The sequence below is a fragment of the Serratia sp. LTN-2 genome (assembly GCF_059740205.1).
Map to the genome: position 1 here is coordinate 1 of NZ_JCAXDO010000034.1, position 10795 is coordinate 10795.

General features: G+C 47.7%; 11 protein-coding genes and 2 pseudogenes. 6 read left to right on the forward strand and 7 right to left on the reverse strand.

The annotated features are described in order from the left end of the window. From AC6BYQ_RS27245 to AC6BYQ_RS27255, 3 genes are all read right to left on the reverse strand, one after another. A partial coding sequence (locus tag AC6BYQ_RS27245; protein ID WP_498057831.1) for an inverse autotransporter beta domain-containing protein occupies positions 1 to 1442 on the reverse strand: 1442 nt, incomplete at its 3' end. Between the two features lie 25 nt (positions 1443 to 1467). Continuing rightward, a complete protein-coding gene (locus AC6BYQ_RS27250; protein ID WP_498057832.1) occupies positions 1468 to 1926 on the reverse strand; it encodes a hypothetical protein in 459 nt (152 codons plus the stop codon). A 320-nt stretch (positions 1927 to 2246) separates the two neighbouring features. Further along, positions 2247 to 3116 carry a protein RepA gene (locus AC6BYQ_RS27255; protein ID WP_348575128.1) on the reverse strand — a complete coding sequence of 290 codons (870 nt, stop codon included), beginning with the start codon at positions 3114 to 3116 and terminating at the stop codon, positions 2247 to 2249. A 1027-nt stretch (positions 3117 to 4143) separates the two neighbouring features. Here AC6BYQ_RS27255 and AC6BYQ_RS27260 point away from each other — a divergent pair. The 3 genes from AC6BYQ_RS27260 to AC6BYQ_RS27270 all read left to right on the forward strand — a co-directional run bounded on the left by AC6BYQ_RS27260 (position 4144) and on the right by AC6BYQ_RS27270 (position 6000). Beyond that, positions 4144 to 5079: a LysR family transcriptional regulator gene (locus tag AC6BYQ_RS27260; protein WP_498057833.1), complete on the forward strand. Its 936-nt coding sequence runs from the start codon at positions 4144 to 4146 to the stop codon at positions 5077 to 5079. Positions 5080 to 5096: 17 nt separating this feature from the next. Beyond that, positions 5097 to 5489 (forward strand): hypothetical protein, encoded by a 393-nt coding sequence (locus AC6BYQ_RS27265; protein WP_498057834.1) that lies wholly within the window; start codon positions 5097 to 5099, stop codon positions 5487 to 5489. Positions 5490 to 5787: 298 nt separating this feature from the next. Beyond that, a complete protein-coding gene (locus AC6BYQ_RS27270; RefSeq protein WP_164724368.1) occupies positions 5788 to 6000 on the forward strand; it encodes an ANR family transcriptional regulator in 213 nt (70 codons plus the stop codon). Between the two features lie 896 nt (positions 6001 to 6896). Here AC6BYQ_RS27270 and AC6BYQ_RS27275 read toward each other — a convergent pair. The 4 genes and pseudogenes from AC6BYQ_RS27275 to vapB all read right to left on the reverse strand — a co-directional run bounded on the left by AC6BYQ_RS27275 (position 6897) and on the right by vapB (position 8969). Beyond that, positions 6897 to 7236 (reverse strand): annotated as a pseudogene (locus AC6BYQ_RS27275) (PIN domain-containing protein). A gap of 320 nt (positions 7237 to 7556) precedes the next feature. Continuing rightward, on the reverse strand, positions 7557 to 8300 hold the full coding sequence (locus AC6BYQ_RS27280) for a hypothetical protein (protein WP_498057835.1): 744 nt from the start codon (positions 8298 to 8300) through the stop codon (positions 7557 to 7559). A gap of 31 nt (positions 8301 to 8331) precedes the next feature. Then, positions 8332 to 8742 carry a PIN domain-containing protein gene (locus AC6BYQ_RS27285; protein ID WP_498057836.1) on the reverse strand — a complete coding sequence of 137 codons (411 nt, stop codon included), beginning with the start codon at positions 8740 to 8742 and terminating at the stop codon, positions 8332 to 8334. After that, positions 8739 to 8969, reverse strand: a complete 231-nt coding sequence (gene vapB / locus AC6BYQ_RS27290) for a type II toxin-antitoxin system VapB family antitoxin (RefSeq protein ID WP_498057837.1) — start codon at positions 8967 to 8969, stop codon at positions 8739 to 8741. Before vapB ends, AC6BYQ_RS27285 begins: the two co-directional genes overlap by 4 nt. Before the next feature lie 614 nt (positions 8970 to 9583). Between vapB and AC6BYQ_RS27295 the strand changes: the two genes are divergently transcribed. The 3 genes and pseudogenes from AC6BYQ_RS27295 to AC6BYQ_RS27305 form a co-directional block, all read left to right on the forward strand. Next, positions 9584 to 9940 carry a hypothetical protein gene (locus tag AC6BYQ_RS27295; RefSeq protein ID WP_041163004.1) on the forward strand — a complete coding sequence of 119 codons (357 nt, stop codon included), beginning with the start codon at positions 9584 to 9586 and terminating at the stop codon, positions 9938 to 9940. Positions 9941 to 9984: 44 nt separating this feature from the next. Beyond that, the gene (locus AC6BYQ_RS27300; protein WP_348575122.1) at positions 9985 to 10593 is read left to right on the forward strand and encodes a hypothetical protein; all 609 of its coding nucleotides are present in this window, start codon (positions 9985 to 9987) and stop codon (positions 10591 to 10593) included. Between the two features lie 66 nt (positions 10594 to 10659). Next, a pseudogene (locus AC6BYQ_RS27305) lies at positions 10660 to 10795 on the forward strand (phage integrase family protein); the annotation flags it as partial.

Sequence of the window (10795 nt, forward strand, 5' to 3'; positions counted from 1 at the left end):
TACAGGGATTTGTCGGCACCCGCACCGTTTGGCGTCCAGGTGTACTCACCGTGCAGCACGCTGCCGGTGTTCAGCTCCGTACCGCGGATTTTTGCAGTAACGGAGGGGCCGCCTGGCAGAACTTCGACAAGGGTCGTTTCTTCGGAGGACTGATTACCTTCCGCATCCCGGGCAACCGCCCTGAGCGTATAGGTATTCAGTGAACGCGCGGTGTTGTATGCGGGCAGCACGAAGGAATAACTTCCGCCACCCGTACTGATCACCTGCCCTCCTCCGGCAGTAAATGACGGAGGCACCATCCACTCAAGCATGGCAGGCGCGTATTTAGCCTTGATTTTATAACTAACAGGGATAGTGGTTTTTTCAGGACCTGAATGGATGTCATCAAGCCTGAATTTGATGATTTCCTGCTTCTTGTACTCCAGAACAATAGAATTGTTTCTGTCAACAAAGTCATACCGCTCTCCCTGAAGGGAGCGCATGGCAGAAACAGCATCAGGATCCAGCTGGGAAGATAGCGGCACGCCCGGTGACCAGGTCAGCCCGATACCAAGCTGGGTATCATTTTTTCCGCCACTTCCCATCTTCTGGTCAAGCGATGCGCTTAACAGCGGGAAAGGGGTGTAGCTCAGACCGGCAGTGAAGGCATAGGGATCTTTCTGACGTTCGTCTTCGCCAAACAGGGCGACTTCATCGCCAAAATATTGCTCGTAGCGCAGTTTAGCACCGAGCTGAGGGTAGGACGGATGATACATCTCTGATGTGATATCAAATCCGTCAGCGGGTCGTTCGTCATAATCCCTGAAATCACGGGACTGATGCCAGTCTGTAAGTCCGAAATAGCCGTTAGCGGAAAGCTTCAGATAATCTTTCCACGCCTCCACGCCAACGCCTATACGCCGGTTTTCTCCGGTCATATCGTAATCGTAGAAGGTGTTAACGCCATACATCCAGGCGTCGGTAAAATAACGATAGCCAAGCCCGATATTCAGGGTATTCCTGTCATCCTTATTGCGTACGCCAAGCTGGCTGAACAGGAGATTAGATTTTTTATCGTCATAAAGGGGAGCCAGAAGATCGGCACCACTCTCCTGCAGGGTGAAATCTTTATCGATTCCGAGTTGTACACGCGCGTTGCCGTACTGGCTGAGCCAGTTCTGCGCACCGCTGCTTGCGGCGCTGTTGACCTGCCCCAGCGCGTACTGAGTGGCCATCTCAGCAGGGCTGGCACCGTTAGCAATTTCAGCCCCCTTGACCATGCCCTGGGCCACCCACATTTCACCTTCAGAAGAAGAGGGAAGCGGAGAGCCTGAATACTGGGATTGTGTATTTTCGCCAGAAGCAGGAGCAGAAAAAGCGATACTCAACGGCATAACCGTCGAGTACAGGCTCTGAATAATCAGCTGCGCCACTGCAGCTTTTCTGAATATGGTGCCTTTCATTAGCGCCTCTTGGGATTAAACATGTTTACTTTCCACGACTCTTTTTACAGGCATCCCTGACTTCATTTTCTCTGCCTGCGATTATTTTTGCCGTATCATCCGTGACAGCAAGCTGGAAACCGTCCGCATCATAAGCCTGGAAAAAAGCCAGCCTGTAGCCGTTAAATTCCGAGGCGTTGACGGGTATTTTGAAGGGAACATCTTCCCTGCCCGGAACGGGCCCGAATAACGCTGAATAGACGCCTGTAACCTCACAGGACGCGGAAACGGTAATAAACCCAATGGCGCCGCGATGGATAATTTCACTGTCGCTGTTTCCAATTGTTCCCCCTATGTATGCAGTGCCCCCGGAACCATACGCCATATGAAACTTAAGGTGGGCATCAGCCATAACAGCAGACGGAAAAATGGCCAGCATAAAAAAAATGGCAAACAGATTGTTTGTCCGATGCATTTTAATAGCCCCAAAAAATTTACGTATCACTAAATTCCAGAATAAAAGGCCAACAAGAAAAAAACCGCAAAAAAAAACAAAACAAAAAATATCAAAAAAGATATATCTCTGTTTTTGAATAATTGCCTCAATGCCTGGCCTGTCCCAGCGCCATCAAAAACAGCGGCAGGCGGGTAACCCGCGCAGGTGAGGTCAACGTCATCCTGCGAAACAAAGGGGGGGAGCGCAGACTTTATCCGGCTGATATGTCTTAAAAAATTATATTTCTGCTTTATAAATTAAGGGTTCATTTTTTGGATGCCTGAAGCACAGTTTCTGAAGAAATCATAACGCCATGAAGACTTCGCATATTATGTAAGGTTTGGATTCCGGGAAATAATTCTCAGCATCGTTTCACGGCCATTTTTCTTCAGCAGATAATCCAGATAGCCGATTTCTTTCAGTTTTTCTAAAGCCGCACGAATGACTTTATTCTGATCGCTGACCCGGTTTGTCAGCATCAGGCGCGTACGCAGCCTCTCAAATGAAATATCGGCAGGCTTCTCAGGCAGGCTTGCGAAATAGGTATAAAGAGCCTGCGCAGCCTCCTGACGCGGTAGCGCATTAAGCGGTTTCTTTCTCAGCAATGTAAGATAATCCGCACAGTACAACTCCCAGAGTTTACAGTCCGCTTCAAGGTAAACCATATCGTCTTCAAAATCGAATCTTCCGGATTTTAATAAACCGGTAACATAAACTTTAGTGGATCTGATAGTGCTTAATGTAATGGTTTTACCCCGGATACGAGCCAGGGAGTCACGCACATTTTGCCGTAAACGTGAATCAAGCCGTTTTGAGGGGATCTGGCAGTAGGTGGCAAACTCGCGGAAAGAAAGCATCACGGCGTTCGATGAGAGGCCATACTTTGAAAACGCATGAACAATGCCCATCCAGACTTTAAAATCAGTCGCCAGATTAAGTCGCGGGCCGGTAATAATAATACTGGTATAACCCTCAGCACGGGAAAACTCCAGCGAGGATAAAACATGACTGGCATCGATTACCCCCTCTCCACGGCCACTCTTGTTAAAAGGCACGAAGATCCCGAGCCGCATCAGTGAGGCGGGCTGTATCGTCGTGTGGCTGGTCACTGTGAGTAACTTTTCGCTCTTCACTAAAGAAGAATACATTGAGCCGAAAAGTAATTCATTGTTTTTTATAGTTTCTTTAGACTTATCCACTTTTTCCGGTCTTCCACATTGATACGAATATTTATCCTGTTTCAACTCACTTATGCGCCCGTAACAGCTCCCTTTTTTCCCTTTTCACCTCCCTGAAATCCCGCCACAGGTCACTGTATTCCCTCTTCATCTCCCCCGGACACCTCACCAGCCCTTCTGCTGCAAGGCATAGCGGCAGGGGGGATCTTTATGGTTCTTTATGGATCTATATTTGATCTATATTTGGATCTGGCAAAGTTTTTTTGTGGATAAACAGCAGTATCTGCATAAGAAAGCACAAAATTAGCGTCATGAATAAATAAACCAGACTCACTGAACGGGGGACGGATCACAGCGCAGAACTTCTGTCCTCGCGCTTTTTTTCTTCTGCACGACAGCACAGGCGATGGTTATCAGCGCACGCAGAACGTGAACGGCCAGACTGTTTTCGCAGAGCGCAGAAGGCACAGTGAAAAAATGCATGCGAGACCGTTACAGGCCTGAAAGCAGCGTTCGCACGGTGCAGAGATTACTGTGGCTGGGTTCGGCTGAAAAAATCATCTTCAGGTCGCTTATGTTGGTGGTAAAAAACAGTGTCATAACCGCTTGTAATGATATTACAGGAACTGCGGGATGATGCCGGTTTTCACTTAAAAAGTGATGACATCTCCAGAAATACAGGCAAGAGAACAGAGAGCCTGCAGACATTTGAAATGAGCAATCGGGCACAGCGGTGCGGACATACTTTGTCGGATACAAAGATAATAATTATCGTTATTATGAAACGAAAAAAAATTAAAAATGTGACCCACGCAACATCTGATATAAGTCAGAACAACTCTATATCAAAAATATCATCTTAAAATATCAAATATGTGTTAATTTTGTTCTTTTAACTTCTGTATTATGATTTTTGATAAATGATGCTGTGACAGAAAGGCGACAAAACCTCCTTATATCAGCCTTTTTTAATCTTATCATGGTATTTATGGGTTGATTTTTTCGTGATAACGGTAATGAGTGCGAAAATAGTACAGGCGGAATTAAAATGAAACATTCATTCAAAAAAAACGAGCTCAGTGCAATTGTAGAGCTTACCAAGCACAGAAGCTACAGCACAGCAGCAAAAAACCTTAACATAGCACAGGCTAATCTGAGCAGAACGATAACCACGATAGAAGAAAGAATAGGCCTGAAAATATTCGAACGTGACACAAGGCCAATCAAGACAACAAAATTTGGCGATAAATTAATACCCCTGATACTTAAAAATCTGGAAGCAATAGATGAACTGTCTGCGTTTACAGAAAGCTATAAAAAATCAACCGGCGAGCAAATCAATATATACGCCCCGTCGGGGATTATATATTTTTTTTCAAAATACTTTTTAAATGAAATAATAAAATCCAGTCCGAAGCTTAATATAAGGCTTAATACATGCAATCAGGGCGGTACAGTTAACAGCAGGGGAATTTCTGTTATGGATGATGCGGACATCACATTTACCTATTTTTCTCCGGTTAATGAATTGCTCGTAGCAAAAAAAATAGCCACCATACCATTAGGTGTTTACTGCAATAAAGAATATTCCAGGAGTATATCCATAACCAAAGCCGAGGACTACAGCAAATACCCGTGCGTACTGATGTCAGGGTATGCTAAAAATCAAAATGAATGGACCTTTCGTGATAGTGAAAATAGAATGGATATTAAAACAGAAGTCACAGGGATGTACACGGTGGATAATTTCATGGCGGGAGTGGAAATAGCCAAGAAAAACGATTTACTGGTTCTTGCGCCGGAAATTCTGATTAATGAGCTGGGCGATCAGAATCTTATTAATACATTACCGGACTCCATTGTGGCAGATTGCAGCATTTACATGGTTTATAAGCAAAAGACCTATCTCCCTTACAGAATTTGTCTTCTCAGTGACCTGATAACCCGTATAGTAGGGGATTACTTCAGTCAATATAAGTCATAAGTGCCGGGGTGATTAATATGTCAAATGACATTGTTTTAAAAAAAACCTGTGGAATGATTACCACGGTCGCTGCCGTTATTTCTTTATGTGTCTTCTGTTATTATGAAGATAATGAACCGGCTTATTTGCATGATGCAAAAGAAAGAACGCAGTCATATTTATCAAGTGTTTACGGTCCTGTCGAATGTGTTGACACTGACATGGGCGGCAATAATTTCAGGCTTGTATGCAGGGGAGTGGATAAAAATACGATCTATGAATTCAGGGTTCTTCCTTCGAATGTTGCTCCCTACGATGTATCAAGAAGCTTTTACCTTGAGGCTCTTAATGCACAGGCGAAGAAGAGCGCTAACGAAGGCCTTATGCGCTATTTAAAGATTAACACGGGTGAGCCTGTTCAGGAATTATAACCCTCTTGAGGCATACGAAAACCAGTATCCTGATATCGGCATCGCGGCTCAGCCTTGATTTTCATACATACGTAAATTAAATAATAATTTACGATAAATACTTTAATATATAACAAACCTTAGCGCTGTCGCATGATGTTTAAACTGATATGCTTTGTTGTAATATTAAATTTTGTTTTTCAGCGTTTATTTATTATAAATAAACGGGTTTCTGCCTGCCTGTCGGCAGTAATGACTGACTGATGGTTTTCAGAAGACTGCCCGTTAATTTTATATGTTATCAACTGTGAGGATGATTGTGAAAGTACAAAGTGAATTTATTCACCTTGCTGAAAGAGCGGCAGGTGCAGAGCAGGCTGAGAACTTTCGTGAAGCAGCTTTTTTCTGGCAAGAAGCATCAGTGCTCGCCCGTTTCAGCGTAAATTCAGAATGGGCGACCGCGCGTAAGACTTATTGCGAACAACGAATTATCAGTCTGCAAAGGCGAAAAAAATCCAACAGGCATTTATGAGCTTTTCTCTCCGCAAGGCTGAAAATATAAAAACGTGCCCGCGCTAGTGTTACTTACAAGATAATCACCAGTAAACCAGCGCGGTTGTCATGCTGTTTTCTGTAGTTTTTAAATCACGCACGCTGAGCGCCGTGTAGCCCGGGCGTAGTATCCTGCTGTCGTTGCAGGCGACACAACTTATTTCTGCAACAGGCTGAGCCTGCAGTACCCCGGTGCGGCTAATGACAGCCTGTTTCAGGTTCGGTCACTGGTATGGATTTTTTATTTGAAGGGCAAAACCTGCGTTGCAGGCTCCTCATCAGGAGCCTGCAGTGAAAGGATGACGTGTCTCTGTTGCTGAAGGAATAAAATATCACAGCATGAATTGCTGTTGTAAAAAATAAAAAAAGCCGCACGGGGGCGGCTGTAAATAGTTGATCCCGGACAGGCATTATTGTACGCATCAGACATTCATATACTGCATGATGAAATGACAGCGCGCACCCCCTTTTTTATGCACTGTAGTATATCTGCGGTGATATTTTATGCCGGATTATGGAATGAATCGCAACGGCTTGATCGCATATTACGCAGGCTTTCTGGATGGCTTAAACGGGAGGCAGACGTTAAGCGTTGTAAGTACCCGAACGACTTCATTGGCCTTTTGCTGTATGTAAAATAAAGTCCGATAGCACGGAGTTACTCTGTCCCGCTAAACATTCATTATGATCCTGAAAGTTCACCGAATCGTCAGCCCTGACAAGCTCATGGAACGTGGTGAAGCTGCTGCGTGAGAAGCATGGTTTTCATCATGATAGGGCCTGGACACTGCATATTTTTTCGAGAAGTTCTCTGGTGCCGTACAGCGGCTGATCCTGATCCTCTGTTTTCAGTTCACTCCTACCCCGGTCCGTTTATTATTTTACCCGATTTTCCAGCAGCAGATCCGGTACCCGCTCCAGCTCCCTCATGCCTTTCGTCACCAGAATCGCCCCGATCGGCGTCCCGGCGAGGCGTAACGCCACATTTATCTCCGTGGTGGCGCCACTGCGGTGCGATCCCATGGCAGGATGGGATCGGGACTGGCACAAGCCTGCTTGGCGGGGCCGTCCTCCCGCGCGGCCTGAGACAGCCCGGACCAGGTGATGGCCGGGATCGCTGTGCTGTGTCAGCGCAGCACAGCCTCCTCAGGGCGCTTCAGGAGAGCTTCCGGCTGCCCGCGCAGGGTCGGGTATCGAGCATATACGTCCTGTTCACCGTTCACTCCATCCGTTGTCGCTGATGATGCCTTCACGATCCGTCGTGAACTCAGGCCCGGCTTTCCCATCAGGCGAACGAAGTCCGGGCATGCCGGATCGGGCGCAGGATGATGCTTTCCCTGCCCGATCGGCTTTATACATATGCACAGGTGCGGGCTGGGGATATGTCTGACATATGTCATCTTCTCTCTTTTTCGCCGAAGATCCGAAAACGCCCGAAACCGGAAGTGGGTTAAGCGCTGACAGAACAGGAGATGGGATGACAACATAAGATTGAGGCAGGAAAACAGGCACCTTCAGCATCAGTGCCTGTGAGTGTTATTTGCTCAGACAGGTCAGGGCTGTATGCACCGCACCGGATATCACGGGCATGGCACCAGCGATTGTGACAACGCTGGCTGTATCTGTCAGCAGAGCCGAAATTTTCTCTCCGAACTGGCTTCCTGTACCTTTGCTAATCTCATTACGATATTCAGGATGCAGAACTGCCAGACCCAGTGCAGACTGAACAGCGTCCATTACCGGCTCCACACCGGAAATACTGTATGGCTCCAGCGCCTCCTGAATCTGCGCTATCTGTTTCAGCAACAGTGTTTTCATTGCACCGGAAAGCCCGCTCTCCCGAATTTCGCCACGCAGTTGCGTTATCCGCTGCAGTAAGGCATCAATTTCATCTGCCGATATACCGGCATGTGCCCCGCGGGTTTCAGACAGATCGGACAGCATGCTAAGTTCTGTGAGTGTACGATCATCAATGTTATCCCGGAATGTATGCCAGCCATCATTTAAGCTTTGTGAGACAAAAGCCTTATCTACGTGACTTTTCCAGTAATTTGATTTGCCGCGGAGCGTGGAAAAGTTGTCTTCCCTGACCTGGATTATGCGTCCGGGCAGTGCCATAGCGCATGCCAGTCGGTTGAGAAGATACTGTTCTTCCATCCCTTCAACATGCAGTATCTTTTGCCAGACGCTGCGACAGTTATCTGTCCTCTGATATTCGTTTCCCTGCTCAAGTAAATCAAGCAATCTCTGGGCGGGGTTGTCAATTTTCAGTTCACTCATTCTTTAAATTTTCCGTAATTAATTCCTGATATTATTTTACCCAGTCTTCCAGCACCAGGCCCGGCACCCGCTCAAATTCCCGCGTATTATTCGTCACCAGTACCGCGCCGGCCGCAATGGCATGCCCGGCAATCGCCGTGTCGTTCGGGCCGATCGGCGTGCTGGCGAGGCGCAGCGCCACCTTAATCTCCGTGGTCGCATCCACCGCGGCGCGATCCCAGGGCAGGACGGCATCGAGGCGGGCGCAGAACGCGTCAACCAGCTGCTGAGCGGCAGGTCCTGATTCCCGGGCGGCCAGAGAAATCTCGGCCCAGGTGATGGCCGAGACAACGATGCGCTGGTTACACAGCACCGCCTGCTCAAGGCGCTTCAGCACCGCTTCCGGCTGCTCGCGCATGATGAACGCGCAGAAGCGGGTATCGAGCATATACGTCCTGTTCACGGTTCACTCCTTCCTTTGTCGGTGACAACGTCCCCGCACTCCGCCATAAAGTCCGGATCGGCTTTTTCAAGGCTGGCGAACGAGCCCCAGGCCGGCCGGACGGGACGCAGAATGATACTGTCCCCTTCCCGGACGATCTCCAGCTCGCTGACCCCCTCAAAATCCATGTCACGGGGCAGACGGATGGCGCGGTTGTTGCCGTTTTTAAAAATAGATACGGTTCTCATGATTTTTCTCCCGGGTAAGTATGGATATGTGATGCATACCTGAATGAGGTTCATTGCACCGGGTGTGCGCATATCCTCAGTATATGCATATGTTAGGAATATGTATATATGTGGCATATACAGATGGTGAGGATATGCGTATGTCACGCCTATGCAGATGTCAGGCATATGGATATGCTTTACCTATCCTTTCTTCTCTCTTTTCCCGGTCAGATCCGAAAAAAGGTTGTTCCGGATCTCCCTCAGACGCACCGGCGCGCAGCGGCGCAGAAACACAACATGTGCCACGCCGTCAGCTGCGTTTTCTTCTATATGTTGTGTTTATCCCCTTCCCCGTGACCCGTCGTGCAGGGGCAGATATTGCCGCTTTGCTTATTTCGTGTGCGTGGTACACTTCCGGAAACTGTTAAATACGCAAAAAATCGGATCACGTCGAAACGGCCATCCGGTAATTTAATTACGTGGTTATATGCCTGCTTATTATCATCATGCAAATGATAACAACAGGGTAAAATAATCCGGGTGACAGACGCAGGGTTGTGCGCAGACAGATCTGCCGCCCGTCATAATTACTCTGAGTGACTATTTGCCAGCAAACCAGAAAGGAGATCAGGATGGGACGTTCAATACCGGTGAAGATTGGTCAGAAGGAATTTAAATCCAAAAAAGCCGCCGTGAGCTATTTCATGGATCAGCGTGAGGCTGTTAAAGAAAAGGGGCCGTTAAAGGAGGGCAACTTTTTTGAAGAGCTGAAGGCGCTTTATCTGAATTATTGCGATTGCTGTGAAAGCTGGGGACTGAACGGACGGACCATCACATCCTTTACTGTTGACCTGGAACCCCGTCAGAACGGTCAGACCTGGGCATCACATCTGTGCTACTGGGTGCATTTTTCAGAAAAGCAGGCCCGGCCTTTCTCGGTAAGGGAAGCGGTGGATGAGATCGCAAAAGCTGCGGCTGAACAACTGTAGCTGAGGGCGGGAGTTCGCAGCAGATCATCGGAACAGAAAAAGCCATGAAAAAGAAACAAACGTCAGAGCCGGGGTTACTGGCAAGCGACAGCGACTGGCACAACAACGCATGTTTGAATTACATACGTGATCACGGCACAGCTTACACTGAAGGTTACAGGCGGGCTGCTGACATTCTGATTAAACACATTGATGAATCCGGGCGGGACCAGGATTTTCTGGTTTATCCGGTGTTGTTTCTCTACAGGCATCACATCGAACTCCTTATCAAACAGATTATCGGACTGGCTCTGGCGCTGGCAGAAGAGCCAGATAAACACCAGTACAAAAAAGATGACCATAACCTGAATACCTTATGGCCGCTGGCACAAAAGCTGATCCTGGAGGTTGATGACAGCTACCGATCTTCCGATTTTAAAATCGTCAAAGAGGTGGTTAAAGCTCTTCACCAGGCTGATGAACGGGCGACAGATTTCCGATATGCCAGGAGAAATGACGGCACCCGGAGCCTTGAAGGAATTCATTACGTCAACACCCGCCGCTTTGGGGAAAAAATGGGAGAGGCTTCCGATTTACTTGACGGGGTCGACAACGGCCTCAGGTACCTGCTGGACTGTAAGGCCGAATGGAATCAAATTCTGGACAGCTTCTGACAGCCAGAAACGGCGCGAAAAACCATCAGACTTACCTGAACAACTAATGATACTGAGATACCGATCATGACTGGCCTCATACCTTCAGCTACTTCTCAGGGCTCAATGGCCGCCCTGCCAGTGACCATCGACTATCCCGCAGCACTGGCCTTACGGCAGATGGCGCTCGTTCAGGACGAACTACCGAAATACCTGCTGGCGC

Bases quoted from the DNA above. Each gene is read 5' to 3' on its own strand.
- AC6BYQ_RS27260 (WP_498057833.1), top strand. From the start codon at position 4,144: ATGAAACATTCATTCAAAAAAAACGAGCTCAGTGCAATTGTAGAGCTT.
- AC6BYQ_RS27265 (WP_498057834.1), top strand. From the start codon at position 5,097: ATGTCAAATGACATTGTTTTAAAAAAAACCTGTGGAATGATTACCACG.
- AC6BYQ_RS27280 (WP_498057835.1), bottom strand. From the start codon at position 8,300: ATGAGTGAACTGAAAATTGACAACCCCGCCCAGAGATTGCTTGATTTA.
- vapB (WP_498057837.1), bottom strand. From the start codon at position 8,969: ATGAGAACCGTATCTATTTTTAAAAACGGCAACAACCGCGCCATCCGT.
- AC6BYQ_RS27295 (WP_041163004.1), top strand. From the start codon at position 9,584: ATGGGACGTTCAATACCGGTGAAGATTGGTCAGAAGGAATTTAAATCC.
- AC6BYQ_RS27300 (WP_348575122.1), top strand. From the start codon at position 9,985: ATGAAAAAGAAACAAACGTCAGAGCCGGGGTTACTGGCAAGCGACAGC.